26 protein-coding genes, 1 tRNA gene and 5 pseudogenes are annotated in these 26,168 nt (G+C 63.6%); 18 read left to right on the forward strand and 14 right to left on the reverse strand.

The window, feature by feature from the left end:
- Positions 1-5 precede the first annotated feature (5 nt).
- Positions 6-266: a hypothetical protein gene (locus tag GN330_RS03250; protein ID WP_156711226.1), complete on the reverse strand. Its 261-nt coding sequence runs from the start codon at positions 264-266 to the stop codon at positions 6-8.
- 102 nt (positions 267-368) lie between these two features.
- On the opposite strand from GN330_RS03250, the gene GN330_RS03255 reads away from it, so the two are divergent.
- From GN330_RS03255 to istB, 4 genes and pseudogenes are all read left to right on the forward strand, one after another.
- Positions 369-1,097 (forward strand): helix-turn-helix transcriptional regulator, encoded by a 729-nt coding sequence (locus GN330_RS03255; protein ID WP_197435015.1) that lies wholly within the window; start codon positions 369-371, stop codon positions 1,095-1,097.
- A gap of 39 nt (positions 1,098-1,136) precedes the next feature.
- A pseudogene (locus tag GN330_RS23660) lies at positions 1,137-1,298 on the forward strand (transposase); the annotation flags it as partial.
- Between the two features lie 118 nt (positions 1,299-1,416).
- Positions 1,417-1,836 (forward strand): annotated as a pseudogene (locus GN330_RS03265) (IS21 family transposase); the annotation flags it as partial.
- Positions 1,837-1,841: 5 nt separating this feature from the next.
- Positions 1,842-2,576 (forward strand): IS21-like element helper ATPase IstB, encoded by a 735-nt coding sequence (gene istB, locus GN330_RS03270; protein WP_156711924.1) that lies wholly within the window; start codon positions 1,842-1,844, stop codon positions 2,574-2,576.
- Positions 2,577-2,674: 98 nt separating this feature from the next.
- Here the strand turns inward: istB and GN330_RS23665 are convergent.
- Both GN330_RS23665 and GN330_RS24185 read right to left on the reverse strand, forming a co-directional pair.
- A pseudogene (locus GN330_RS23665) lies at positions 2,675-2,950 on the reverse strand (transposase); the annotation flags it as partial.
- Positions 2,949-3,314, reverse strand: a pseudogene (locus GN330_RS24185) (transposase family protein); the annotation flags it as partial. The pseudogenes GN330_RS24185 and GN330_RS23665, both read right to left, overlap by 2 nt.
- A gap of 471 nt (positions 3,315-3,785) precedes the next feature.
- On the opposite strand from GN330_RS24185, the gene GN330_RS03280 reads away from it, so the two are divergent.
- Entirely contained in the window at positions 3,786-4,475 is a 690-nt protein-coding gene (locus tag GN330_RS03280) for an HNH endonuclease (protein WP_197435016.1), read from the forward strand.
- An 81-nt stretch (positions 4,476-4,556) separates the two neighbouring features.
- Here the strand turns inward: GN330_RS03280 and GN330_RS03285 are convergent, their stop codons facing one another.
- The 6 genes and pseudogenes from GN330_RS03285 to GN330_RS03305 form a co-directional block, all read right to left on the reverse strand.
- Entirely contained in the window at positions 4,557-5,048 is a 492-nt protein-coding gene (locus tag GN330_RS03285; RefSeq protein ID WP_156711228.1) for a helix-turn-helix domain-containing protein, read from the reverse strand.
- Between the two features lie 202 nt (positions 5,049-5,250).
- Positions 5,251-7,878 (reverse strand): DEAD/DEAH box helicase, encoded by a 2,628-nt coding sequence (locus GN330_RS03290; protein WP_156711229.1) that lies wholly within the window; start codon positions 7,876-7,878, stop codon positions 5,251-5,253.
- Positions 7,879-7,889: 11 nt separating this feature from the next.
- Positions 7,890-8,552 (reverse strand): annotated as a pseudogene (locus tag GN330_RS23375) (DNA methyltransferase); the annotation flags it as partial.
- A gap of 57 nt (positions 8,553-8,609) precedes the next feature.
- The gene (locus tag GN330_RS23380) at positions 8,610-9,443 is read right to left on the reverse strand and encodes a site-specific DNA-methyltransferase (RefSeq protein ID WP_197435017.1); all 834 of its coding nucleotides are present in this window, start codon (positions 9,441-9,443) and stop codon (positions 8,610-8,612) included.
- Between the two features lie 3 nt (positions 9,444-9,446).
- Entirely contained in the window at positions 9,447-9,635 is a 189-nt protein-coding gene (locus GN330_RS03300; RefSeq protein WP_156711230.1) for a type II toxin-antitoxin system Phd/YefM family antitoxin, read from the reverse strand.
- 443 nt (positions 9,636-10,078) lie between these two features.
- Positions 10,079-11,149 (reverse strand): alcohol dehydrogenase family protein, encoded by a 1,071-nt coding sequence (locus GN330_RS03305; RefSeq protein ID WP_156711231.1) that lies wholly within the window; start codon positions 11,147-11,149, stop codon positions 10,079-10,081.
- 71 nt (positions 11,150-11,220) lie between these two features.
- On the opposite strand from GN330_RS03305, the gene GN330_RS03310 reads away from it, so the two are divergent.
- On the forward strand, positions 11,221-11,745 hold the full coding sequence (locus GN330_RS03310) for a TetR/AcrR family transcriptional regulator (RefSeq protein WP_156711232.1): 525 nt from the start codon (positions 11,221-11,223) through the stop codon (positions 11,743-11,745).
- Positions 11,746-12,071: 326 nt separating this feature from the next.
- Here the strand turns inward: GN330_RS03310 and GN330_RS03315 are convergent, their stop codons facing one another.
- Positions 12,072-12,944: a LysR substrate-binding domain-containing protein gene (locus tag GN330_RS03315; protein ID WP_156711233.1), complete on the reverse strand. Its 873-nt coding sequence runs from the start codon at positions 12,942-12,944 to the stop codon at positions 12,072-12,074.
- A 99-nt stretch (positions 12,945-13,043) separates the two neighbouring features.
- Here GN330_RS03315 and GN330_RS03320 point away from each other — a divergent pair, with 99 nt between their 5' ends.
- A complete protein-coding gene (locus GN330_RS03320; RefSeq protein WP_156711234.1) occupies positions 13,044-13,748 on the forward strand; it encodes an SDR family oxidoreductase in 705 nt (234 codons plus the stop codon).
- Positions 13,738-13,989 carry a DUF6552 family protein gene (locus GN330_RS03325; protein ID WP_197435018.1) on the forward strand — a complete coding sequence of 84 codons (252 nt, stop codon included), beginning with the start codon at positions 13,738-13,740 and terminating at the stop codon, positions 13,987-13,989. Before GN330_RS03320 ends, GN330_RS03325 begins: the two co-directional genes overlap by 11 nt.
- A 16-nt stretch (positions 13,990-14,005) precedes the next feature.
- On the opposite strand, the gene GN330_RS03330 is transcribed toward GN330_RS03325, so the two are convergent.
- Positions 14,006-14,962 carry a DUF5681 domain-containing protein gene (locus tag GN330_RS03330; RefSeq protein ID WP_156711235.1) on the reverse strand — a complete coding sequence of 319 codons (957 nt, stop codon included), beginning with the start codon at positions 14,960-14,962 and terminating at the stop codon, positions 14,006-14,008.
- Positions 14,962-16,278, reverse strand: coding sequence for a site-specific DNA-methyltransferase (locus GN330_RS03335; RefSeq protein ID WP_343040221.1), 1,317 nt, complete (start codon positions 16,276-16,278; stop codon positions 14,962-14,964). The genes GN330_RS03330 and GN330_RS03335 overlap by 1 nt, the downstream gene beginning before the upstream one ends.
- Positions 16,279-16,449: 171 nt before the next feature.
- On the opposite strand from GN330_RS03335, the gene GN330_RS03340 reads away from it, so the two are divergent.
- The 5 genes from GN330_RS03340 to GN330_RS03360 all read left to right on the forward strand — a co-directional run bounded on the left by GN330_RS03340 (position 16,450) and on the right by GN330_RS03360 (position 20,360).
- Complete coding sequence (locus tag GN330_RS03340; protein WP_156711237.1) at positions 16,450-16,791, forward strand: helix-turn-helix domain-containing protein; 342 nt, start codon at positions 16,450-16,452, stop codon at positions 16,789-16,791.
- 26 nt (positions 16,792-16,817) lie between these two features.
- Positions 16,818-17,726 (forward strand): ImmA/IrrE family metallo-endopeptidase, encoded by a 909-nt coding sequence (locus GN330_RS03345; protein ID WP_156711238.1) that lies wholly within the window; start codon positions 16,818-16,820, stop codon positions 17,724-17,726.
- Between the two features lie 251 nt (positions 17,727-17,977).
- Entirely contained in the window at positions 17,978-18,259 is a 282-nt protein-coding gene (locus tag GN330_RS03350) for a DUF3489 domain-containing protein (protein WP_156711239.1), read from the forward strand.
- Positions 18,256-18,678, forward strand: a complete 423-nt coding sequence (locus GN330_RS03355) for a DUF2924 domain-containing protein (RefSeq protein ID WP_197435019.1) — start codon at positions 18,256-18,258, stop codon at positions 18,676-18,678. The genes GN330_RS03350 and GN330_RS03355 overlap by 4 nt, the downstream gene beginning before the upstream one ends.
- Positions 18,675-20,360, forward strand: coding sequence for a recombinase family protein (locus tag GN330_RS03360; RefSeq protein WP_156711240.1), 1,686 nt, complete (start codon positions 18,675-18,677; stop codon positions 20,358-20,360). The genes GN330_RS03355 and GN330_RS03360 overlap by 4 nt, the downstream gene beginning before the upstream one ends.
- Before the next feature lie 388 nt (positions 20,361-20,748).
- Here the strand turns inward: GN330_RS03360 and GN330_RS03365 are convergent.
- A tRNA-Ser gene (locus GN330_RS03365) sits at positions 20,749-20,838 on the reverse strand.
- Between the two features lie 249 nt (positions 20,839-21,087).
- On the opposite strand from GN330_RS03365, the gene GN330_RS03370 reads away from it, so the two are divergent.
- The 3 genes from GN330_RS03370 (at position 21,088) to GN330_RS03380 (ending at position 22,803) form a co-directional block, all read left to right on the forward strand.
- Positions 21,088-21,750, forward strand: a complete 663-nt coding sequence (locus tag GN330_RS03370) for a 50S ribosomal protein L21 (RefSeq protein ID WP_156711241.1) — start codon at positions 21,088-21,090, stop codon at positions 21,748-21,750.
- A 78-nt stretch (positions 21,751-21,828) separates the two neighbouring features.
- Entirely contained in the window at positions 21,829-22,098 is a 270-nt protein-coding gene (gene rpmA / locus GN330_RS03375; protein ID WP_156711242.1) for a 50S ribosomal protein L27, read from the forward strand.
- Positions 22,099-22,215: 117 nt separating this feature from the next.
- Positions 22,216-22,803, forward strand: a complete 588-nt coding sequence (locus tag GN330_RS03380; RefSeq protein WP_156711243.1) for a GNAT family N-acetyltransferase — start codon at positions 22,216-22,218, stop codon at positions 22,801-22,803.
- 148 nt (positions 22,804-22,951) lie between these two features.
- On the opposite strand, the gene GN330_RS03385 is transcribed toward GN330_RS03380, so the two are convergent.
- On the reverse strand, positions 22,952-23,821 hold the full coding sequence (locus GN330_RS03385; protein WP_156711244.1) for an endonuclease/exonuclease/phosphatase family protein: 870 nt from the start codon (positions 23,819-23,821) through the stop codon (positions 22,952-22,954).
- A gap of 133 nt (positions 23,822-23,954) precedes the next feature.
- Between GN330_RS03385 and obgE the strand changes: the two genes are divergently transcribed.
- Positions 23,955-25,004 carry a GTPase ObgE gene (gene obgE, locus GN330_RS03390; RefSeq protein ID WP_156711245.1) on the forward strand — a complete coding sequence of 350 codons (1,050 nt, stop codon included), beginning with the start codon at positions 23,955-23,957 and terminating at the stop codon, positions 25,002-25,004.
- Positions 25,004-26,155 (forward strand): glutamate 5-kinase, encoded by a 1,152-nt coding sequence (proB, locus tag GN330_RS03395; protein ID WP_156711246.1) that lies wholly within the window; start codon positions 25,004-25,006, stop codon positions 26,153-26,155. The genes obgE and proB overlap by 1 nt, the downstream gene beginning before the upstream one ends.
- The last annotated feature ends 13 nt before the right edge of the window (positions 26,156-26,168 follow it).

Here is a 26,168-nt window from a genome sequence, read left to right on the forward strand (position 1 = left end):
CGCTGCTAGTTGCGAACGATGCGTAGACTCTTGGGTGAAACGAGTGAAGCTCGCTTCCCCGGGCCCACCATCCGCAGCGAAAAACCTTTCGATACGAGCTCTGCTGCCTCATCGAGCGTCTTCACGAACACTGCGTTCTTCGCGTGATGCTTTTCAGCGCCGAATTTCGGGTCGCCGAGGCAATACCCTTTCGGGCTCCATTCCGGTTCTTCAATAATTCCATCCCTCGGAGCAGCACGTTCAATCATGATCACTTGTCCCGACATTTTAGTATCCTTGTAACCGCAACTACACCGCAGGAATCGCCTCGACAGGCCGCAAGTTGATTTATAGCTTATGACGGTGACAATTTCTGGCATAGAGGTCAAATGTCATTCGCCAAGGCTCAGGATTTGCTCCGGCTTGCTCAGTTAGCCGCCTCTCGGCGTGGCGGCGTCTGCCTCGAAGATATCTGCTCGGAATTCGGCGTTTCGCATCGGACGGCCCAACGAATGACCGAGGCGCTGGACGCCACTTTCGCCAACGTCAAGATCACGGACGGCGAAGACCGCCGACGGTATTGGCGAATGGACGCGCCGCTGCCCGAGAAGCTGCAACCGCGGCAGGAAACCGCGATTGAGGCACTGGAGATTGCAGCGCGCCACGCTCGAGACCAGGCTCGAGCGCGCCATGCCCGCGCCCTCGAGGATTTGCGCGACGGACTGCTGGCCCGGCTGGCACCCCGTGATGCAACGAGGTCGGAGGCAGATGCCGAGGCGGTACTAGCTGGTCTCGGCCAGGTCACTCGTCCCGGTCCGACTGTGGCCCTGCGGCCCGACGTGACGGATGCTGCGATCGAGGCGCTTCGAGGCCCATTTAAGTTGCGCGTTACTTATGGATCAGCGGACGCCGCGCCACGGGTGATCGAACCGCATGGCTTGCTGCTGGGTCACCGCAGCTATCTCGTGGCGCGGCAGCCATCGCGCAGCGAAACAATCCTGAACTTCCGCATGGACAGGATCCATGCCGCCGAGGTGCTGGATGAAAGCTTTGCCTTCGCGCCGGGATTCGCCCTGGCGAACTGGAGTGCGCCCCTGAGGGTGGACAGATCGGATTGATGAATTGACCAGTCTTGTCGAGTTTTCGAAGAGAGAACCATGGCAAGATATCGCACGCACAGTATCGAATTTAAGCGGCAGGTCGCGCAGGAGTACCTTTCCGGCGAGACGCTTCATGGCTTGGCGAAGCGCCACGATATACAGCGCCAGCTGATCCGTGTGTGGGTTCGCAAATACGAGGAAGGTGCCTTCGATGAGGATGCCCAGGCCGCTGATCTGATCCAGGAATACGAGGCTCGGATTGCTGCGCTTGAACGGCTCGTCGGCAAACAGGCCCTGGAACTGGAGTTCTTAAAGGGGGCTCTAAAAAGCGCACCGCGGCCGAAAAACGGGACTACATGCCCGCTGCTTCGGCCGCAATCAGACGGTCTACGATCCATGGCATTATGTGCCGGTGCTGGCGCGCAAGCCCGGCGCGCTGCGCAACGGTGCGCCGTTCCAGGGCTGGGAACTGCCGCCGGCGATGGATCGGGTCAGGCGCCGGCTGAAGGCAGCCGACGACGGCGACCGGCAGATGGTGGCGATCCTGACAGCGGTGCTGTCGGATGGGCTCGATGCCGTCGAGACTGCGTGCCAGCAGGCGCTTGCCGAGAACGTCTGCTCGTCCGCTGTCATACTCAACATCCTGGCCCGACGCCGCGATCCGGCGCCGGCCGTCACGATCCTCACACCCGACGCGCTGCGTCTGCGACACGAGCCGCAGGCCGACTGCGCTCGCTACGACAGTCTCAGGAGGGCAAGCTGATGGAACGCACCCAGGTTCTGGACCTGATGGGAACGCTGAAGCTCTACGGCATGCGCAGCGCCTACGACGAGATCATGGCCACCGCCATCAAGCGCCAGCACGAGCCGCCGAGGGTCGTCGGCGATCTGCTGTCGGCCGAGATCGCCGAGAAGCAGGCGCGTTCGATCAAATACCAACTCACCGTCGCCAAGCTGCCGCTGGCCAAGGACATCGAGGACTTCGACTTCGCCGACACGCCCGTCAACGAGACGCTCGTGCGCGACCTCGCCACCGGCGCCTTCGTCGCCGACCAGCGCAACGCCGTGCTCATCGGCGGCACCGGCACGGGCAAGTCGCACCTGGCCATCGCGATCGCCCGCGCACTCATCCGTAGTGGAGCACGCGGCCGCTTCTTCAACGTCGTCGATCTGGTCAACCGCCTCGAGACCGAACATCGCGCCGGCAAGCAGGGGCGCATCGCCGACTACCTCACCCGGCTCGACTTCGCCGTCCTCGACGAACTCGGCTATCTGCCCTTCGCGCAGGCCGGCGGACAGTTGCTCTTCCACTTGATCAGCCGGCTCTACGAACGCACCTCGATCATCGTCACAACCAACCTTGCGTTCGGCGAATGGCCCGCCGTCTTCGGCGACGCCAAGATGACGACGGCGCTGCTCGACCGCCTCACCCATCACTGCGAGATCATCGAAACCGGCAACGAGTCCTGGCGCTTCAAGAACCGATCTCAAAGCTAAAGCCAGGGAGCTCAACCCCGACCAGCTCCACCCGGTCGGGCGCTCACCGTCGAGCCCTACGAGGGGGGCCCGATTGGGGTCTGACGCAATCTCGATGATCAAGCGGCGCCGATCAGCCTTGCTTGCAGGAGATCGAGCTTCCCACGACCATACATCTGGCGCTTCACCAGCTTCAGCCGTGTGATCTGCCCCTCCGTTAGTCCGTTCGACCACGGCTCCGTTATGGCGGCATGGACGGCTGCGCGGTCGCGCCTGATGCCGTTGGCGAAAGACGCGACCAGGCTCTTGCTGGCTTCGGTGGTCCATGCGTCGAGGTCGCTCGCAGCCTTCGTCCGGATCATCGTCTGGAACCTGTCGATCAGACATCGGGCCTCTGCCACCCAGCGCCAGCCCGAGATGATGTACGAGACATTCGAGACGCGACGTGCGTCTGGAACGCTCTGCAACCACATTGTCCTCAAACCGCTCCGCGAAGATGCGTCGCCGGCAGAATGTCACCTCGCAAACGAAACGTCGTGTCGTAAGTCGAAGCCGGACTTTCCTGCCGGAACACGGAAGATCGGCGATGATCCTGACGTATCGGCTGTGGACGCGGCCGGAGATACGACCGCAGAGCGGGCACGGCCGACGCTCGGCAGCCGACCGTGCAGAAACGACCATCATCCCATTGTCCTCGGCGGCACTCTCGACAACCAATCCAGCCGGGATCAGGGACGACAAACGCATGATGTTCGCCATGGCGCTGATTCCCTTCGTGAAACCGCGTCAGTCCGCCATGTGAAATCATCAGATTTGAGTCAGAGCCCCGATTGCACGCCGATCCAGGGTCCCCATTCCGAGCCGATTGACAGGGGGAAGTTCGATCTGCATCGCTGTGCGCCTCGGTCACCGTTTTTGATGAGCCCAAGGTGCCGGATGCGGTCGGCGCGCAGGTGGGAACGGGGTGGGAATAAGGTGGGGGTTTGGTGGGTCTGGCCATTTCGGTTGCCGCTTGGGCAGACAAGGGGATGGCGCTGACCGCTTTGTGACTATTGCAGAGCCTGAACATACAAGAACACGCTTGAGTGCCATGCTGTTGAGATCTCCTACAGTTGATAGATCACCGCCGCTTCGACTGCGCCAAGACCGAGCGAAGCAGGCGATTGCGCGACATGTGAATGCCGCGATAGCTTGAGTGAACGTTCTACTGCGATGGAGGCGTGCTCGACGATGACCGACCTGACTTTTGACCGGAAGCAAGCCTTGGAAGCAATCCGCCTGGCGAAAACTAACGGTCAGGAATGGCTATATGAAAGCTATCCCAAGCCCAACGGTCAGAAGCGCAAGTCGAGCACGGGTTTTCTGATGCACGAAGGCGCGGCTTACCCAGTGAAACCGCTGGGGCGTCTAGCAAACGAGATTGCTGGCAACCCTATGACCGATAATCCCATCACAAACGTTTTCCGGAAATACTTCGAGAGATTGGGGTTCCAGCTGATCGACAGCCCCGAGGACGAGGCTGAAAGCGCGACTGAGCGTCAGCGCCGCCTCGCGGAAGTTTGGGAGCGCCCGGGCCAAGCCCGCTTTCGTCGCGCGGTTTTTAAGATGTTCGGCGCGCGCTGCCTCGTGACTGGATGCGAGACACTGATGGCCTTGGAAGCCGCGCACGTTCTGCCTGTGTCCAGCGGCGGCGGCGACGATGGGTGGAACGGCATTCCTCTACGCGCGGACCTACATAGACTGTTCGACGCTGGCGCCATCACGATCGAGCCCACCTCGTGGAAACTCTTGGTCGCTGATGACGTGTGTAAGGAATACGGCCAGTATCACGGTTTGAATCTCGAGCCGGTCATCGCCCAGATCGACGGCGTATCGGATCTGGCGGCGGCACTGCGGAAGCGAGTGGCCATGATTGGCTAAATGCGAGCCGGACCGACCCGGCTCCAGCTGACGAAAGTGGACGCAAGGAAGGAAGCGCGCGATACGCTGCTGGTTGTCTTTTCAGGCGTCGACCACAATTTCTGAAGCGGGGACGCCGAGCCGATAACCCCGATTGCGCACCGTCGTGATCAGGGCTTTGCTCTCGCCATCGGTGAATCCGGCAGCCTTGAACGCGTCGCGCAGCTCGCGGATCAGATCCTTGGCCTCGCGCACCGTCGTGCCTTCGAGATAGGATCCGGAGGCGACCTGATCGCGCGACAGTGCCTTTTCCAGCAGGCGCTCGAACACGGGAAAAATCTGACGCGACAGAATTACGGAGCGACCGTCCCATTGAACCTCGGCCGTCGCTCTCCGAACGCGAAGCGCGGGCGCCAGCGGGACCGGCACCAGAGCGGCGTCGTCGATTGCAGCGCCGAGGACGTTGGAGGCAGGCTTCAGCACCTCGAGGGTTTCGATCAAATGAAAGCCTGCATCGTAGTGTCGTCGCGCAGTCTCCGCTGGCAATTCCGGTGCGAGGATCGTGATGTCCGAGCCCTGCGCCGCCTGGCGCAACTGCACTCACATCGAGGGAGCGCGGCCTGCTTGATCGCCTCCTTCCCGCAGCGGGTGCCGAGAAGCTTGTGAACAATTTGCCCTTCAGTCCACTTGGTGAAGACATTTCACGGTCCGATACGGTCGAACATCTTAACAGATATCGTCACCTGCTTAGATTTTATCCCGATTTGTTGGTTCTCGAATAGATCCGATATCCCTATTATTGGGTCTTCACCACCATCTGAGTCCGCATGTCCCGGCCGTCGACGGTCTTTTCGACCACAACGAACAAGCACTTGCCGCCGCTCTTCCTCTCCCACAGCTGGCCGACGGTCCGCTTTTCGGCGGTGTCGGGGCCATCGGCGATGTGAGCTCCCTTGTACTCTACGACGAGCAGCCGGCCGTCCTCCAACTGAGCCACGAAATCCGGATAGAACTTGTCTGTGGCCGTGGGCAACCAGAACGAGTTGGGGTGGCGAGCGACGTTGCGTATCCAGAACTTGAGACCCGGCAAGCTGTCGATGGCTTGCGCGCACTGGAATTCTTCACCGTTCTCGGCTCCGTCGAAGGCAGGCACATGGTCCGGCCCAAGGAAGTGCTTGCGAGGTTTCCAGCGCCCACGATACCGGCGCTGATCCCAGTACATCCCGTCTTTGAACTCGAAAGCCTGGTCGAAGGAGACCTCGACCTTGGCTTCTGGAGCGAAGAGATACCGCTGGTAGACGCCATCGCGTTCCTGCTGGCGGATGGCGGCGAGCTTCTCGCGGACCTTGCGGGCGAGGATGAACTTGCACCGCATCAGCGCCGCGATGTGCATGCCGCGCGTAGTGATCAGGTGGGCGACCAGATCGCGCAGCCAGCGGAGCAGTTCGCTCTGATGGATTTCCGGCTGGCGCACCTGCCGGTCGAGCCAGAGCACCAGCGCCTCCGGTGTCCACCCTTCGACATCGACGTCTAGCGCCAGCTGCTCTTCTTCGTCGGCGAACTGGTAGGTGATGCGGCTGCCATCGAGGTCGATCTCGAAGCTGCGCGCCGTCTCCCGGATCGCGAACTCGCCTTCGCCCAGTTTCGACGAGTGGTCGAGCAGCGACCAGTCGTGGAATTCCATGAACACGTCGGTGTCCGCGAACTCGAACTCGCCCTGGATCTCGGACACCAGGCGCGGGACCTCGAACGCCTCGCCCTGTTCTGCAGGCGACAGCTGGTCCTTCACTTCGACGCGATACTTGGTGACGGCCGCCGAGAACCCAGTTCGTTCGGTCTCGGGGAGGGCCTCGGCGATCACCCTTTCGAGGCCGCCGTCAACACGCCCCGTCACGGCGATCTCGACCTTCCCATCGTCAGTTTCGCGAACGCTCACCCCTTCGCGCTTCTTCAGTTCGGCAACCACCTCGGGTGTCGCCGTCACCGTGTGCTTGAAAGTCGGCTTCGGCTTGTCGCGCGGGCCGAACAGGCCGGTATCGGCATCGAGCGAAGTTTGCGCCGGTTCGATGTTGTCGAGCGCCTCATCCTCCTCGAAACCCATGGCCACCAGCTTGTCGGCCAGCGACCGCGCCGCCTCGCCGAACGACGGCTCAGACAGGAACGCATAGGCGCGGTTCAAATCCTCGGCCTTGCGGCGCTTGGCATAAGGCATCCGCAGGACGCGCCCCAGCAACTGCTCGACGTCCACCGCGCTCTGGATCCGCGAGACCGAGCAGAACGCATAGGCGAACGAACAATCCCAGCCCTCCTTCAGCGCCTCGACGGTGATGACGTATTCGATCGGGCATTTCGGATCGAACAGGTTGATGCCGTCCAGTTCGCGCTGGTCGCCGGTAGCCACGGCGATATTGTGCTCGGGGATCTGCTCGACCTCCATCAGGTGCTTCTTCAGCACCTCGACTGTCACCTCCTGGTTCTTGGGCTGCGCCTGGAACAGGACGATGGGTCGGATATACGCCGTGTCCTTCTCGGCTTCCTCAGCCAGCGACGCCCGCGACGCGATCGCCCCGTTCACAGCGTTCTGCCAGGTGTCGTGCTCGGACAGCATGATCGGCAGCTTGATCATCTCCTCGAGCTTCAGCTCCTGCGCCGTGACACTGTGCAGGATGTTCGAGTTGAGCCGCGGCGTCGCCGTGAACTCGATGATCGCCGACGGATTGACCCGCGCCTGCATTTCGCGCGTCAGGCCGGTGACCGCGTTGTGCGCTTCGTCCACGATCATCAGCGGCCGGTGGACATGCATCAGATTGGCGAAGGAGAACTTCACGCCGCCGCCTTCCAGCGCTTCCAGCCCCGGCAAGGTCTTGGGCAGCGCCGTGAAGTGCGGCTCCATGTTCTCGTTGTGGGAATAGACCTTGCGGCCCTCGGTGTTCGAGACCCGCAGCGTCTGGATCGTGCCCACGACGATGCAGCAATGGTCGCGGATGTCGTGCGGGCGGATATGCGTGAAGTCCGCGATGTCGAACACGCGCACCCGGCCGTCGAAGGCCTCATCCAGCGCCTGCCGATAGGGGTGGCGGGCGTTCTTCAGCGCCTCGGCCGTCTGAAGCCGGATCGTGTTCGACGGCACCAGCCACAGGACCATCGGATAGTCCTTCTCCACCCAGGCGTCGCGCGCGATGCCGATAGAGTGGGCGCCGAGGATAGTCTTGCCGCCCCCGGTGGGCAGGCGCAGGCAGACATAGGGAACGGCCGGCAGCTCGGCGAGCGGCGTGTAGGTGCCGCCATATCGGCCGAGCCGCTTGGCCTGGTCCGGCTCCCTGGTGATCGCCTCGTACGCGCCCTTCGGGCCCGCCACGCGCGCCTCCTCGAAGAACCGGCGGAGAACGGAGAGAGTATCGGTCTGGTATTGCTTCAGTTTCATCAGATGCCCCCTCAGGCCCGCGCTTTGACGTCGTAGGGCGTCTGCTTGAAGGTGATGCGCTCGCGGTCGAGCGTCGCGGGCGTCAGTCGGGATCTTTCGCCATACACCGTAAGCGGGCCGTCGAAGCCCGGCGCCAGCTTGGCGATATCCTCGCGGATCAGGGCGAGGGTCGCGCGGGTCAGCACGTTGCCGCCGCCCGGCCTCTTGTCGCCAAGGATGCCGTTGTAGAGCAGCGCATGGGCGCGGCCGTCCTCGATACCGAGCAGCGGGCTGTCGCCACTGCCATCCCACGGTCGGTCGGTCTCCGAAAACCAGACATGCGCCGCCAGCACCGGGAAGCGGATGTCCTGCCGAATGTGGCCTTCCTCGTCAAAGACAGGTGGGCCGAGCCGGTAGAAGCGGAAACCGCCACCGCTTTTCCAGCCTGCACTTCCCGATATTCCGCCCTGTTCGCCGTCGATCACCTTCTGGAGGCGCGGCGCGCAGTGGGTGCGGGCGTGGTCCCCCATCTCGATGCCGATGTAGCGACGGCCCATCTTGTGAGCGACAGCCGCTGTCGTGCCAGAGCCGAGGAAGGAGTCGAGAACGAGGTCGCCGGGATTGGTCGCAATTTGAAGGATTCGCTCGATAAGTCGTTCGGGCTTCGGAGTTCCAAAGCTCACATCTGATCCGAAAAGTTCGTTGGCCTCCTTCTTCGACTCGTCGGTATGGCCGGCATCAGAATGCGGCCATCAAGTCCAAGGCACCAGCCCTTCCACTTCTGAAAGAAAGCGAATGACGCTCGGCTGGGAGTCCCCATTCTTCCCCCAATAAATCCGGTTGGCCGCCTTCAACTTGAGAAATTCTGGTTCGATCATCGACCAACATCTTCCCTCTGGCGGTCGATGAACGCGACCCGAGGGCGCAACGATTTCATACATCTGGTTGGGTCGGTAGCCTTGAGCCGTCATTGGCAACCCGCGCCAGCGCTTCCTCGGGTCGGTTTCGCTGCGATTGTCCGGGTTCTTGTAGATCTTTGCCTGTTCCTCGTTGAGCGGCACGCGGTTCCTGACCTTCTTGAAAAGTTCAGGCTCCTGAGCGTAGACGGTCACGTATTCATGCGCATCTCCGATAGAGCCACGGTTCTCTCGCGAATATCGCTTCTGCCAAACATTATTTGCGATGAACCGTGAACGCCCGAACACCTCGTCCATGATGACCTTGAGGTAGTGCCCCTCGTGATCGTCGATGGACACCCAGATCGAGCCATCCTCGGCCAGAAGATCGCGCAGCAGTTCCAGCCGGGGCCACATCATGGCCAGCCATTGCGTGTGCTCGAGGTTGTCGTCGTAGTGCTCGAAGGCAGAGCGCGTGTTGTAGGGCGGGTCGATATAGATGCATTTCACCCGACCGGCATAGAAGGGGAGCAGGGCCTTCAGCGCTTCCAGGTTGTCGCCCTGGATCAGCATGTTGCCCGCGCCACCGTCGCCCGCCGACAGATCCGGGACTTCCTCCAGCAGGCGATAGGGCACGTGCTGTGCCGTGCGGATGTCCTCGTCCCGTGTCAGCCAGTTCAATATCGGCATGCGCTACCGCTCGTCCTCTCGTTTCTTGCCGGAGGGTTTTACGGTCCGTCCGGTCAGCCGCTGGTACTCCTCGACCGCAAGGACGACGACTACCGGGCGCCCGTGCTTCTCGACGACCACGGGCTCGGCCCGTGCCTCGTCGATCAACTGGCCGAAGTGATGCTTGGCCTCACGGGCAGACACGGCCTTCATGGGCCCCTCCCTGATTTGTGGTCAGAATGGTCACAATGCGGCGATGAGGTCAACGACCCGCGGAAATGCGGTCGCTAAATCAGGAAGTTCGACGCCAGTGGCATTTCGACCGGATGGAACCGGGATCGGAGTCCGTGCGGCCGCAAGGGAAGAATGACTTATAGAACAGATGCTTGAAAGCTTTTTACCAAACTGCGCAGTCAACAGGTCCAGAGAATATCGGCCCTCAGAGACCGCTTCGGGGCCTCCTTGCAGCGGGGCCGGTTAACAGCCCCACCCGCATAACCCCCGAAAAAAAGAAAAAATCCGGCCGCAGCCGGATCGGGAGAACGCTTTCGCGAGGGCAAGTGGCGGAGGGGGTGGGCCTGATATTCAACCTTCTCCACCCCCCTAAGCAGCGTACGGAACATCATTTTCGTGCGAGAACGACTCTGCGTCGACCGCTACGGAACATGCAGGCTGATCTTTCCGATGTGGCCTTTTTTCAGGAACGCCTCCTGTGCGATGCGGATATCCGACAAGGGATAGCTTTCGGCCACGACCGGGCGGATCTCCCCGCGTTCGATGTATCCCACTAGGTCGGTGAAGACGCGCGCATCTTGCCGGGTGCTGCCGATCAGGGTCTGATCCTTGAGATAAAGCGTGCGAAGATCCAGTTCAACGATCGGGCCCGCGATCGCGCCGGAGGTCACATAGCGCCCCCGCACCGACAGCGCCTCCAAAAGCGCCGGCCAGCGTGGCCCACCAACAAGGTCGAGCACCACGTCGAAGGCATCTACTGGCAGTGCGTCGTCGCGGGCCAGCGTGGCGTCGGCGCCGAGGTCACCCACGGCCCCCGCCTTCGACGGACTGATGACCGCGGTCACATGCGCCCCGCGCCGTTTCGCCAGCTGGATCACGGCTGACCCCACACCACCGGAAGCACCGGTGATCAGGACCCGTTCGGCCCCGAGGCCCGCGCGCTGGATCATGCCCTCGGAAGTGGAGAACGCGCAGGGAAAGGAAGCCAGCTCAATGTCCGAGAGTGCGCTGTCCACCGCGACGGCATGTTCGGCATCGATGGTGGTGAACTGGGCAAAGGCACCGTCGCGCTCGGAACCAAAGGTGAAAAGCGCATGCGGGTCGTCGCTACTCTGGGGGCGATGCATCGGGCATACCAGCACGCGCTGGCCGGTGCGGGCCGGGTCGACACCCCGCCCCACGGCGACGATCTCGCCACAGCAATCGGCCCCCTGGATGCGCGGAAAGGACAGCGCGCCAGACCATGCGCCGTCGGCGTCGGATGCCCCGTCATAGCCCTCACGCGCAGCGGCGTTGGTGTCGCCACACACCGCCTTGGAATACCAGCCCGTGCGCGTGTTGACATCGGTGTTGTTCACGGCCGAGGCGCGCACGCGGATCAGAACCTCGCCAGAGCCCGGCTGCGGGACAGGAACGTCTTCGCGGTATTCAAGCCGGTCAAGGTCGCCGTGACCTGTCAGCAGCACGGCTTTCATCGTACCGGGCGGTGTCATGGCGGACCTTTCGTTCGGTAGAGCGTTTCCTCTACTTGCGCAGGTAGAGCAATCCCTTTACCCGGTCAAGCATGACAACAACCCAAGAGAAGATCGCCGCCGGCCTGGAGCGGGCATTTGCCACCCATGGCTTTGCCGAGCCGAACGTCGAGACCCTGCGGGATGCCGCCGGGGTCAGCCTGCGCACGTTGTACAAGTACATGCCCTCCAGGGCCAACATGGTGATGGCCGCGCTGGAGCATCGTCATCAACGCTATCTGGCGCAAGTTTTGAACGATTTGCCGGACGATCCGAGCGAGGCCCGTTCCACGTTGATGGACCGTGTCGGCGCCTGGATGCGGACCGAGGCCGCCCATGGCTGCCTGTTCCACGCGGCGGTGGCGGCGGATCCCGGCAACGCGTCGGTGCGCGCACTGCTCGGGCGTCACAAGCAAGAGGTGGCGCTGCGGGCCGCGGACGCCACGGGCCTTGCCGATCAGGAAGTCGCTCTCCTGCTCGTCCTGGAAGGATTGACCCAGTCGTGGCCGCTGCACAGGGCAGAGGCGGTCACGGCTGCCAAGCGCCTGGCGTCGGCGCTTGCGGCAGAAATGCCATGATCAGCCTATTGCATGGAGTGGGCCAGTAAGAGCCTGTCCTTGTAGGCCGCCAGCCTCGTATAAGCATTGCTGTCGATCAGCATGTCGGGACGACCTCTCGAACGCATCCCATAGATCAGCTGCAAAAGCTCCCTTTGCCGGCTTGCGCTATCGAAAGACGAACATTTCGATGTCAAAGTGGACATGGGTATGGGGCAGAACGATTTCCCCGCAACTGGTCCTGCGCCAGCACCCCAGCGATCTGGTGCTCTGGCAAGAGACCTCATCTGCGCTCGTGTCAAATCTGCATTTGCGGAAGCCTGGATCGGAAGGCAGCTCCGCGCGGTTCATGTGGCCGACGCCTCGACCAGCCATCCGAAGGTCGTGGCTGCGGCCTCCGATCGTTTCGTGCCCCGGCGAGCGAGAAGGAAGAAATCCCCCGCTCCGGCAAGGATCTGCGGAACGACCTGCATCAGCCGTCCAGCCTCGAGATCGGCCGCAACGAGAAAGCGGCTCGCCAGCGCCACGCCCTGTCCCGCTAACGCCGCGTCGATGGCCAACGCCGTTTGGCTGAGGCGGATGTCCCTACCGCGGCTCTGCTTGACGCCGCACTGCCTGAGGAAGGAGGGCCAGAGATCGTGCGTATCATGCAGCTTGGGAATCGCAGCGAGCGCGGCCTCATCCACCGGGACTGTGCGGTCGGCAAGCAGCCCCGGCGCTGCCACCGCGACGATCTCGTGACGGAACAGGAGATGAGCCTCAAGCGCAGCGCCAAAGGGCGGTTCGCCGAGGCGGACTGCCAGATCAATGCCATCGGCATGGAAGCTCGACACCTTCTCTGTCGCGAGAATCCTAAGGTCGATGTCCGGATGCTTTGCCGTGAAGTCCGGCAGATGCGGGATCAGCCATTTCGCGGCAAAGGTCGGCGTGACGCTGATCAGTACCTTGGCTGCTTCGGGCTGTAGCACCGCGGACGCCTCGCGCAAGGTCGCGAAGGCCTCGGCGACACGAACATGATAGCCTCGCCCCGCTGCAGTGAAAGCAAGGCCCTTCGGCAGCCGCTCGAAGAGCGGCATGCCGACATGGTCCTCCAGCCCCCGAACCTGTTGCGCGACAGCGCCTTGGGTCACACCGAGTTCGTCCGCAGCGGCGCGGAAATTGAGGTGCCGTCCGGCGGCTTCGAAGGCGCGTAGCCCGTTGAGAGGCGGAAGGTCGGTCATCCGCCAGTAGTATTTCTACTGTCATCCCGCGTCAATTCTGGTTCGTGCGTTCGGGCGGTATCGCCTATTTTGCGGACAACGCACGAAAGGAAAAGCATCATGACAGCAGAAAAAGTTGCGCTGATCACGGCCGGCGGGAGCGGCATGGGCGCCGACGCGGCGCGGCGCCTCGCTCAGGACGGATTTCGTGTCGGCATTCTTTCCTCCTCCGGCAAGGGCGAGGCGCTCGGCACGGAGCTCGGCGGCTTCGGCGTCACCGGCTCGAACCGGTCGGTCGCCGACCTGACCGCGCTGGTCGACGGCGCAATGGAGCGCTGGGGGCGCATCGACGTGCTGGTCAATTCCGCGGGGCACGGGCCGAAGGGACCCGTCCTCGAGATTTCCGACGAGGACTGGCACGACGGCATGGAGGTCTACCTCCTGAACGCGATCCGGCCCGCACGGCTTGTGACGCCGATCATGCAACAGCAGGGCGGTGGAGCGATCATCAACTTCTCGACCTTCGCCGCCTTCGAGCCCGACCCGCTGTTCCCGACTTCGGGTGTGTTCCGCGCGGGGCTCGCCTCCTTCGCCAAGCTCTATGCGGACAAGCACGCAGCGGAGAACGTCCGAATGAACAACGTTCTGCCCGGCTTCATCGACAGCCTACCGGAGGCCGAAAACAGGCGCGCGCGCATCCCGATGGGCCGCTACGGTCGGGCCGCAGAGGTCGCGTCGCTGATTTCCTGGCTCGCCTCCGACGAGGGAGGCTACATGACGGGACAGAACCTGCGCATCGACGGAGGACTGACCCGTGCCGTCTGACATCGCCCTCACGGCTCTCGGTCAGGCGCGCGTGGCCTTCGTAGTCAAGTGGGCCGCGTCGATCATCCAGATCATGGGCTACACGGCGACCGGCTTCGGCTGGACGCCGTGGAACCTTTACCTGTTCCTTGCGGGCGTCTTGGGGTGGTTCGCCGTGGGCGTGCTCTGGAACGACCGCGCGATCATGCTGATCCACATTGTCGCCCTCGGCGCCATGATAGCGGGCATGACGAGCGCCTAGGGTTCAGGGACCTCGCTCAATCGCTTTTCTCTGCAGCGCCATTGCCGTCATCGGGCTCCGAAGCGTCCGTTAGGGCCGACTTCCGTTTTTCGGCCAGATGTTTCAGATGCAATCTTTGATCCCAACTGATCTCGGTGGCCTGCCACAGGCGGGGCTGCCTGGGCCAGATGTGGTTATCGACACGGTCTTGCAGCACCCTGCGACGGAGAAAATCGCCGGCCATGCGCTCAGCAGGCAGATGCCACCGCATCATGATGGCCTGATCGGTCATGTCGAGTTGCCAGAACAGGGAAACGATGTCGTTGACGAGAACCTCGGGCGCATCAGGGTCTTCGCTGGCCTGCTTGATTTCGAATTGCTCGTAGAGATACACCAACTCGTACTCGAGTTCCCCCTTGCGTGCCCAGAGTTCGTCCCAGACCGTCTTGTCGGTTTCGTCGATCGGGCCGTGGAAGATGACCCGGCCAGAACGCATGTCCAGTTCGATATCGTCCGGATGGGGGAGTAGCTCACCAGGCTCGCGGCCCGCCCGCTTGCAGTCTTCGATGTATGACAGCTTCTGCCTCTTGTAGTCGGAGACGGCAGCAAACAGCTCTTCCTGCTCGCGGGCCTTTTCCTGCTCGACGGCCGAAAGCGAACTCAGGAACAGCTTCTGCGCCGTCACAGAGCCCTTGGCGGCCTTGATGCCCATGGACCGGATGGCCGCTTGTGCCACACTCATCGAAACCGGCCCGTCCCTGTCCTGGATGGTGACGTCACGATAGGCCTCATGGACGAGAAGCTGGCGCAGCGTGCGGGTCGCCTCGGGCGGCTTGTTTCTTGACCCTTTTGGTCGCCCCTTCGGATTTCCGGACTGGCCCTTCTTGAACCGCGTATTGCGGGGCGGCTTGCGATAGCCGACCGCATAGCCGGTTGGCCCGGGGTGCACCGCCTGCTCCTTGCGTTGTTCGTTCGGATCGACATTCTTGTCCATCACGCTGCCCTTTCGGTTGCGGCCCGCTCGGTGTCCGCATGCCCGGTCCCGCAGGCCAGCTGCGCTGCCTCATCGTTGGCAAACCGCTCCCAGCGTGCGATGATCCGGTTGCAATAGACCGGGTCGATCTCGCAAAGGCGCGCGCGCCGGCCGGTCTTGTGGGCCGAGATCAGGGTCGATCCCGACCCGCCGAACGTGTCGAGCACGATCTCGCCTCGGGCCGAGACGTCCCGGATGGCATCGGCGATCATCTGCACGGGCTTGACCGTTGGATGCATGGAAAGCTCATCCATCCGTCCGGCCCCGAACGTGTTGACGCCGCGATATTGCCAGACATTGGTGCGGTAGCGGCCATGCTGACCCAGCTCAAAACTGTTGGTATGCGGGGCCGTGCCCTTCTTGAAGGCGAAGATCAGCTCGTGGCGGGAGCGGTAGAAGCTGCCCATGCCGCCATTGTCCTTGACCCATACGATCAGGTTCTTGAGCTCGTCATAGACCGCGCCGCCGGCCGCCATCAGTTCGCCCATGTGCCGCCAGTCCATGCAGACAAAGTGGATCGATCCGTCGACCGCGTGATCGGCCAGCGGTCGCAGTGCATCGGTCAGGAAGGTCGTGAAGGCATCCGACGACATCTCGCCGGACGCCATGGCGAACTCGCGATGTCTGGTCTTGCCCAGACCGCCGACATGGCCGTCGACGGGCACGTTGTAGGGTGGGTCGGTGAACACCATGCGCGCCCGTTCGCCGGCCATGAGCGCGGCAATCACGGCTTCGTCCCGTGCATCACCGCAGGCCAATCGATGCGGACCCAACTGCCAGATATCGCCCGGCCGGCACCGGGCCGGAACATCGGCCTGGTCCGGAAGACGGTCATCGTCGGGATCGCCCGGCTCTTCGGGCCGGGGCGCTTCGATCAGGCTGTCGATCTCGGCAATCGAAAAGCCGGTCAACTCGACATCAAAGCTGATGTCCTCGTCCATCAGCGCGCCGAGTTCCTCGGCCAGGAGCTCCTCGTTCCAGCCCGCATTGAGGGCCAGCTTGTTGTCGGCCAGCACATAGGCGCGCTTTTGTGCCTTCGTCATCGAGGATAGTTGCACGCACGGGACCGTTGCCATGCCCAGCTGTCGTGCGGCCTCCACGCGGCCATGGCCGGCCAAGATCGTGCCGTCATCATCGACGAGCACCGGGTTCGTAAACCCGAACTCGGTGATCGACGCGGCGATCTGGCGGATCTGCTTTTTGGAATGGGTGCGCGCGTTCTTTGGATAGGGCCGCAGTGCGTCGATCGGCCGGTATTGAATGTGAAGGTCGGTCACGGGTTTGGCTCCATGAGGTTGAATCGCTGCCTCTCGATTCCGTAAGATGCAGAAAACGATTGCCAACGGCAAGTCCTGTGCCATGATCTCGTCAGATCAGATGAACATCGCCTGGGGATAACGCAAACCCCCCGGCGCATGGGGCATGGCCGCGAGACAGGAGGAACCGACATGGCATTGGGCAGACGCATCACCGAGTTGCGCATGAACAAGCGCGAATCGCTGCAGCAGGTTGCGGACGCCGTTGGCGTGTCCAAGGCCCATATCTGGGAGTTGGAGAAGGGGCGCACGGACAACCCGTCCATGGCATTGGTCACAAGGCTTGCCGATCACTTTGAGGTCTCGGTCAGCTTCCTTGTGGGCGAGGCGATCGAAGCCCCTGACGCCGATGTCGACCTGCAGCGCATGTTCCGCCAGGCCAGCGATCTCGACCCACGGGAGCGGCAGATCCTTGATTCGATGCTCAAGTCGCTGCTGCAAAGCCGCGTTGCCGCAAACGACGGCCAGACCTGAGGTAATGGATCGGAGTGCGCATTGGCATGACCGGCATCGAACAGACACTCGCCCTTTCCCGCATGACCATTGAGGAGGCTGGCGGAGGCAACCCTGTTCGGCTGGCCGCGGCCATCCATGCGCAGGTTGGGAAGCAGGGTCACACGATGGGTCCGGTACCGGTCGAGGCCATCGCGGCGGCGCTGGACATCATCGAGATCCGGAAAGAAGCGACCGAAAACCTTGAGGGGGCGCTGGTTACCACCGCCGAGCGGAGCGTTGGCTCCATCCTGGTCAACAGCGCCTCCAACCACCGCCGCCAGCGCTTCACCATCGCCCATGAACTTGGCCACTATCTGAACCTTTGGCACACACCGACATCAGGAGACGGGTTTGCCTGCACCAAGGCCGACCTCCGGCAGGCGGGATCGGCTTCCAAGCCGGGCCTTACCCGGCACCAGGTCCAGGAACGTCAGGCCAACCGGTTCGCGGCCGAGCTGCTGATGCCAGTCAGCCGGATGCGTCCCTTTCTCGACCGGGGACCGGATATTGACGCGGTGCTGGACCTGGTCGACACACTCGATTGCAGCCGCGAGACGATGGCGCGTCGTTATGCCGAGCAGCACGAGGCAGCCATTGCGATCGTGTTCAGCCACAAGGGCCGATGCCGCTATGGAATCAGTTCGGCCATCTTCCCGCGCATCGGCCTGCGCACCGGGGATCCGATGCCGGTCCTGCCAACGCCCCAGCCCGGCGAAGCGATCAGCGCGCCGATCGAGGCTGATGCGGATGACTGGATCAACGCCAAACCGTCCGGCGCCTCCCTGACCATGCAGACGCTGCATCAGGCCTCCGGCTTTGCCATGACGCTGCTGCACCTTGAGAGCGACGATCCGGACGAAGCGCATGACATGGAAGATGCCTTCGAGCGCTATACGCGGTTTGACCGGCGCTGAACGGGCCCGGGCCGCGCGCCGCAAGCCAAATCGTCGATCCCGCGCCAAGACGGCGGGGCTCGGCTGAAGCGCGACCGGCTGCGCGGAACCTGCGAACCCATCGGGAGGAGAACCAGGGTTCCCCCGACATTCCGACTGGACTTCTCTGCGCTAACGAGCGTCAGTGGTGGCCACGCCCGGCATCGGTCCCGGGCTCGTCTCGGTGCAAGGGCTTGGCATGGTGCCGGCCCGACCATCAGAGGACGAACACCATGAGCAAGGCAGGCAAGGCGGCCATCCGATCAACCGCGGCAGCACCGGCCACCGGCAACGCGGGGCAAACACCCGGCAAGGGCGATCGGATGATCAAGCGGCTGAACAGCGCCAGGGGTGCCAGCATCGCCGATCTGTGCACCCTGACGGGCTGGCAGCCCCATACGGTCAGGGCCGCGCTGAGCCGGCTGCGCAAGGCGGGTCATCCGATCGCGCGCAAGGCGGGCAAGGACGGCAAGGCGGTCTACCGTATCGACGCTGACGCCGGATCAGGCGCGTGAGCCCGGTCGATACGCTCGAAGGGCTCGATCGGACACAACTGGTCGCACGGTGGCAGGCGATTGTGGGCGGTGCACCACCGCCTCATCTGTCCAAGCCACTGATGCGGCACGTGCTTGCCTTCGAGATGCAGGCGAAGACACAGGGCGGTCTGAGCCGGTCGTTGCGGAAGAAAATCGAGCAATGCGCCGGCGATCAGGATGGCACGGCACGCGGCAAGCCTGCCCTGGGCCTGAAGCCCGGTGCCAGACTGGTCCGGGAATGGAACGGGGTCGCCCATCGGGTCGATGTGACCGCCGATGGCCATGTCTGGAACGGGGTGACCTATCGGTCGCTGTCGGCGATTGCCCGTGCCATCACCGGGGCACGCTGGTCCGGCCCGCGCTTCTTCGGGCTGACAGCTGGTGAGAAGACGCGATGAGCGCCCGTCCCATCATCCCCTGCGCGATCTACACCCGCAAATCCTCCGATGAGGGCCTTCATCAGGGCTTCAACGCGCTCGATGCGCAGCATGAGGCATGCGCCGCCTTCATCGCCAGCCAGAAGCAGGAGGGATGGAAGCCCGTTGCTGCCCGCTACGATGATGGCGGCCTGTCGGGCGGGACACTCAACCGGCCGGCGCTGCAACGGCTTCTGGCCGACATCGATGCAGGCAAGGTGCGCATGGTGGTGGTCTACAAGATCGACCGGCTGACACGGTCGCTCGCCGACTTCGCCCGGCTGGTCGAGCGCTTTGATCGTTCGGGCTGTTCGTTCGTCTCGGTCACCCAGGCCTTCAATACGGCGACCTCTATGGGCCGGCTGACGCTGAACGTGCTGTTGTCCTTTGCCCAGTTCGAACGCGAGGTCACAGCTGAACGCATTCGCGACAAGATCGCCGCCTCCAAGAAGAAGGGCCTGTGGATGGGTGGGATGCCACCGCTTGGCTATGATCCCCACCCCGACCCCAGGGCCCGCACGCTGGTGATCAATCCAGCCGAGGCCGACGATGTGCGATCGTTGTTCGACCTTTACCGGCACCATGGCTGCCTGCGGCAGGTGGAGATCGCGGCACAGACCGCCGGCATCCGATCAAAGGTCAGGCGCTTTGCCAATGGCCGCAGATCGGGTGGAACAACCCTCTCGCGCGGGCAAATCCACAAGATCCTGACCAACCCGGTCTATGTCGGCCATATCCGCCACAAGGACCAGATCCACCCCGGCCTACACGAGGCGATCATCACGAAAGACCTGTGGGACGCAGTCCAGACACTTCTGCAGGAGGCCAGCCGGCGCCCGCGAGGACGACCGCGAAAGAACGGCGATCAAGCCGACGTCGCATCCACTCTGTTCCTCGGCAAACTCCATGACGAGACCGGCGACCGGCTGACCCCGACCCATGCTAGAAAGGGCGAAAGGCGCATCAGCTACTATGTCTCACGCCGCCTGCTGCGCGATGGACCCTGCGAGCATGGCACCGGCTGGCGCCTGCCGGCAGCCCAGGTGGATGCAATGCTGGTCAGGATGATCACCGATCATCTGGAACGAGCGGCAGCGCGCCATCGCATCGTCCAGTCATCGGACGTGGCCGCAATTGGAACAAGCGCCGCGAAGATGATGGCGATCATCGACAGGGTGCGCGCCGATCCTTCAGCAACAGCTGCACTGGTCGAAAGGGCCGTCATTGTCCCCGGCTCCCTGACCGTCGATCTGGATAGAGCAGCCCTTGCCGCCGATCTGGACACAACACCCGATGCGCTCGAACCCGGTCTCCTGACCCTCACCACCTCGTTCCACCGCAAGCGGCGCGGCATCGAGACCCGTATCGTTGCCGGCGACTGGCACCCCGAACCGGACCCGGTCCTGACCAAGGCTCTTGCCCATGCCCATCGCTGGCTCGATGCCCTGCACGCCGGTCAGACCCTGTCGCACATCGCCCGCACGCAACACTGCACGCAGGCCTTCATCCGGACTCGGTTGCGGCTGGCCTTCCTGTCGCCCGCCATCCAGCAGGCCATCATGGACGGGACCCAGCCCGCAACGCTGACACTGGAGAAGATCGTCCGGACCGGCTTGCCCCTCGACTGGTCCGAGCAGGCCAGAACGTTCGACTTCAAGGCTTGATCACTTCGGCTTTGGTTCCGGACGCCAATTGCCTGTTCGGCAAGAACACGTTCCCTGTTACGAACGGTGGAATTCCCTGATCGCGCATTGCCAATTCCCTGTTCGGTCCAAGCAGGGAAATCGACCGTAACCTCCTGATACGACAGCCGGTTCCAGGGCGGATTCGGCCCAAGTCCGCTCGAAAGCGAACAAATTCCCTGTAAATTCCCTGTTCTTGGCAAAATCCGCAAAACCGAACCGCCCAAACGCCCGCTCAGAGACGCGCCGCCAGATCAGGGCCAATCGGCTGAAATCGGTGCCTCTCCGCTAGCGCCCTGCCGGCACAACCGACGGAAAAGGCGTGTGAATTCGGGACGCTAATTGAAAGAAGAAAAGAGACTGGGGTCGGTGGCGGAGAGGGGGGGATTCGAACCCCCGATACCCTTGCGAGTATGCCGCATTTCGAGTGCGGTGCATTCGACCACTCTGCCACCTCTCCGCGGATCATGGTCAGCCGTTGCCGGCGCGGCGCACAGATAGCGAAGGTCGCCGACCGAAACAAGGCCCGTTGCGCCGAAAAACACAGCGCTAGCTTGACTTGAAACACCCGTTCCGGTAACGACGCGTGGCTTCCGGCGTGGAAACTCTCCGCGCCGTTTGTCATTTGAACCCGAAACAGACTGAAAAGAAGACGGCCGGGCGGAACGTATCCGCTCAACGAGCCGGTCCGAACAGCGAAAGGCAAGAAATGTTCGCAGTCATCAAAACCGGTGGCAAGCAGTATCGCGTTGCCGCGGACGACCTCCTGAAGGTCGAAAAGGTCGCAGGCGAAGCCGGCGACATCGTCGAATTCCCGCACGTGCTTGTCGTCGGCGAGGGCGAGGACGTCACATTGGGCGCACCCTTCATCGACGGTGCCTCGGTGGCGGCGGAAGTGGTCGAGCAGGGCCGTGGCAAGAAGGTGATCGCCTTCAAGAAGCGCCGCCGTCAGAACTCGCGCCGCACGCGCGGCCACCGGCAGCTTCTGACAACGGTGCGCATCTCCGAGATCCTGACCGGGGGCGCCAAGCCGTCGAAGAAACCGGCGGCCAAGAAGGACGCCGCGCCGAAGAAGGCCGAGGACAAGCCCGCCGCCAAGAAGGATGCGGCTCCGAAAAAGACCGAAGCCAAGACCGAGGTAGCGGCCGCCCCGCTTTTCACCGCTCCCGCCGGTGACAAGGACGAGCTGACCACGATCAAGGGCATCGGCCCGGTCGCGGCCGGCCAGCTGCACGAGCAGGGCATCACCACCTTCGCCCAGATCGCCGCGCTGTCCGACAAGGACGTGGCGCGCATCGACGAAGCGATGCCGTTCAGCGCCGACCAGATCAAGGACTGGCGCGACCAGGCCAAGGAACTGGCCAAGGGCTGACCCGGGCCGAAGGTTTGAAAAGCGGCGCGAATGCGTCCATAAGGTTGAAGGCGCCCCTGCGGCGCGAAGGAGCAGAAGATGGCACACAAGAAAGCTGGCGGTTCGTCGCGTAACGGTCGCGATTCGGAATCCAAGCGCCTTGGCGTGAAGAAATTCGGCGGCGAGAAAGTTGTCTCCGGCAACATCATCGTGCGTCAGCGCGGCACCAAGTGGCATCCGGGCGAGCGTGTGGGCATGGGCAAGGACCATACTCTGTTTGCGCTCGAGGCCGGTGCGGTGTCCTTCCGCAAGAAAGCCAATGGCCGAACCTACGTATCGGTGAATCCGATTATGGAAGCTGCGGAATAGCCGGGTCCGCTTCAAGACACCGGCGCCCCTCTCGGGAACCGGTGTCTGGACAGTCCAGCGATAGGATCAGGGGAGATGGGGCGCCATCTCCCCTTTTTCATTGCCGGAGGACAAAACATGGTTGCCGAAAAGGAAGACGTCGAAGACGAAAGTCTGCGGATCGATTGCCCGGTGCTGGTGACCGGCAGGCTGGTGCTGCGTCCGCCGCACCGCGACGACTTGCCGGAACTGATGGAACTCGCCGACAATCGCCGCATCGCCGAGATGCTCGGGCGCATGCCGCACCCTTATGGCGAGATGGAAGCCAAGGCCTTCATCGCCACCGCCCATAATTGCGGTCCCGGCTGCACCTACGCCATCACCAATTCCGAAAACGGCGCCTTCATCGGCTGCGCGGGACTGAACGTCACGCCGCGCGGGCTGGAGATCGGCTATTGGATCGGCGAGCCCTATTGGGGCCGCGGCTACGCCACCGAGGCCGCGCACGCGCTGGTGGACCTCGCCTTCCGCGCGACCGCGATCGACACGCTGCACGCCTCTTGCCGCGTCATCAATGACGGGTCGCGCCGCGTAATCCACAAATGCGGCTTCCAGTATGCCGGCCAGGGCATGCTGAACTCGCTCTCGGCAGGGCAGGTTCCGGTGGAACGCTACCGGCTCGACCGCAAGACCTGGGTGAGCCTGCGCACCTGGGCGCAGAGCTAGAGCGTTTCCAGGCGAAGTGGAAGCCGGTTCTCCGTTCGGAAACGCGTTAAGACAATAAGTTAGAGCTGGTCTGCGATTCCGTGAAAAGCAGACCGGCTCTAAGCCGACGCCGAGTGCCGCCCGTCCTGGCGACGGGCGGTGAACCGCCTCACCCCAACTCCATCCAGACCGGGCGATGGTCGGAGCCGACCGCCTGGGTGTCGACGAAGCAGCGCTTCACCCTGGCGGCGAGACCGGCATAGACGAAACAATAGTCGAGGCAGCGCCGCGCGTTCTTATCGTCGAGCCGTTTCGGGTCGAGCCAGGTCACGCGCCCGGCATGGTCGGGGTCGACCAGCACCGCGGCGTCGACCGGCAGGCGGCTGCGCCGCGTCACCCCGAACTCGACGTCGGGATGGCCGGTCATGGCGATATATTCGGGCGAGCCGGGCACAAGGTTGAAATCGCCCATCAGCACGAACGCTTCGGGATGCGGCGGCTCCGGAAAGCCGCGTTCGGACGTGCCGGTCAACGCCCCGCCTTCGATGCCGTAGGCGAGCGCCTTGTCGACCAGATAGCCGATCTGGTCGATGCGTTCGGCCGGACTGGTATGGTCGAGATGGACCGAATAGAAACGCAGCGGCCCAAACGGCGTTACGACCATCGCCTCCAACGCGCCACGCTGCAAATTGAGCCGGTCGAAACTGCGCTGGCGCGGCAACAAAAGGTTGCGCGAGGACAGGATCGGCGTTTTCGACAACACCATATTGCCAAACTCGAACATGCGGGTGACCGCGCGCCCGTTCTCCACGGCAGACCCCATATCGCCCTGAAAGGGCGCGCCGAAGACGGAAAAATAGTCGGGCAGAAGCTCTGCCAGTTCGGCCACCATGTCGCGGCCGGCATTGTCGGGATTGTTGCGCGAGACTTCCTGCAGCGCGATCAGATCGGCGCCGCGCACGGCATCGGCGATGCGGGAAAGATCGTAGCGGCCATCAAGGCCGATGCCGTACTGGATATTGTAGGTGACGCATTGCATGGTCTCGAGCCCGCCCCTGCCCAGCGGTCTACCGCACGGAGATTGCGGTAAACCCTCATTTCCGATATCGCTCTCGCGCCCGCATGCGCGAACGTAGCGGCTCAAGCAGATAGAACGGCAAGTTGTCAATCCGATGAAATTTCTCGACCAGGCCAAGGTCTATATCCGTTCGGGCGACGGCGGTGCCGGATCGGTTTCCTTCCGGCGCGAGAAATATCTCGAATTCGGCGGACCCGACGGCGGCGACGGCGGCCGCGGCGGCGATGTGTGGGTCGAGGCGGTCGACGGGCTGAACACGCTGATCGACTATCGCTACCAGCAGCATTTCAAGGCCAAGACCGGCATGCACGGCATGGGCCGCAACCGCACCGGCGGCAAGGGCGCGGACGCCGTGTTGAAGGTGCCGGTCGGCACCCAGGTGTTCGAAGACGATAACGAGACCCTGATCTGCGACCTGACCGAGGTCGGCCAGCGCGTGAGGCTTGCCGCCGGCGGCAATGGCGGTTTCGGCAACACCCATTTCAAGAGTTCAACCAACCAGGCGCCGCGCCGCGCCAATCCCGGCCTCGAAGGCCAGGAAAGGACGATCTGGCTGCGGCTGAAGCTGATCGCCGATGCCGGACTGGTCGGCCTGCCCAATGCCGGCAAGTCGACCTTCCTGTCGACCGTTACCGCGGCCAAGCCGAAGATCGCCGACTACCCCTTCACCACGCTCCACCCGGGCCTCGGCGTGGCGCGGGTCGACGCACGCGAATTCGTCATCGCCGACATCCCCGGCCTGATCGAGGGCGCGCATCAGGGCGCGGGGATTGGCGACCGCTTCCTCGGCCATGTCGAACGCACCCGGGTCATCCTGCATCTGGTGTCCGCGCGCGAGGACGACCCTGCCGCCGCCTACCGCACCGTGCGCGGCGAGCTCGAGGCCTACGGCCACGGCCTCGGCGAAAAACCCGAGATCGTCGCGCTGGCGCAGGTCGACACGCTCGACGCGGACGAACGCGCCGAGAAGGTCGCCGCCCTCGAGGCGGCCGCCGGGCATACGCCGCTGCTCTTGTCGTCGGCCACGCGCGAAGGCGTCGAGCAGACCCTGCGCGCGCTGATGGCCGTGGTCGAGGAAACTCGCGCGGCCGACGCGCAGACCGACGAGACGCCCGATCCGCGCTGGCAGCGCACGGAACGATGATGGCCCGGCAACCGCTTTCCGCCTACCGCCGCATAACGGTCAAGGTCGGCTCCGCCCTGCTCGTAGACCGCGAGCGTGGGCTCAAGCGCGACTGGCTCGCCTCGCTGTGCGCGGACGTAGCCGGCCTCTCGGCCGCCGGGGCGGAAATCTGCGTCGTCTCCTCCGGCGCCATCGCGCTCGGCCGCAACCTGCTCGGCCTAGGCCGCCGGGCGCTCAAGCTGGAGGAAAGCCAGGCCGCCGCCGCCGTCGGCCAGATCGCGCTCGCCGGCGCCTGGTCGGAGGAACTCGATCGCCTGGGGCTCGTGTCGGGACAGGTTTTGGTGACACTTGGCGACACCGAGGAACGCCGCCGTTATCTCAACGCCCGCGCCACCATCTCGACCCTGTTCAAGCTCAAGGCCGTGCCGGTCATCAACGAAAACGACACCGTCGCCACCACTGAAATCCGCTATGGCGACAACGACCGGCTGGCCGCTCGCGTGGCGACGATGATGCAATCGGACCTCCTTGTTCTGCTGTCGGACATTGACGGTCTTTACACCGCCCCGCCCGCGTGCGATCCAGCCGCCCGTTTCGTGCCCGTGGTGAACGCGATCACGCCGGAGATCGAGGCGATGGCCGGCGAGGCAGCCTCGGAACTCTCGCGCGGCGGCATGCGCACCAAGCTCGACGCCGGCAAGATCGCCACGCGGGCCGGCACTGCCATGATCATCGCCTCCGGCACGAAATTGTCGCCGCTGTCGGCGATCGACCGGGGCGAGCCGTCGACCTTCTTCGCGCCGAGCCGGACGCCGGTGCGCGGCTACAAGACCTGGATCGCCGGCCAGCTCGAACCGGCCGGCAGGGTAGTGGTCGACGACGGCGCGGTCGGAGCGCTGCGTTCCGGCAAGTCGCTGCTGCCGGCCGGCGTGCGCACGGTCGAAGGCGGTTTCGCGCGCGGCGACACCGTGGCCGTGCTCGCGCCCGACGGCAGCGAAGTCGCACGCGGCCTGGTTGCCTATGACGCCGCCGATGCCGTAAGGATTGCAGGGCTGAAAAGCGCCGACATCGCCCGCGTCCTGGGCTACGAGGCGCGCGCCGCCATGATCCACCGCGACGACCTTGTGGTGGCGCCGCCGCCCTCCTCGGCCAGGAGAGAGGCCAGCGGCTGAGTGCTGGGAGTTG

The organism is Nitratireductor arenosus, from assembly GCF_009742725.1.
Classification (GTDB): Bacteria; Pseudomonadota; Alphaproteobacteria; order Rhizobiales; family Rhizobiaceae; genus Mangrovimarina; species Mangrovimarina arenosa.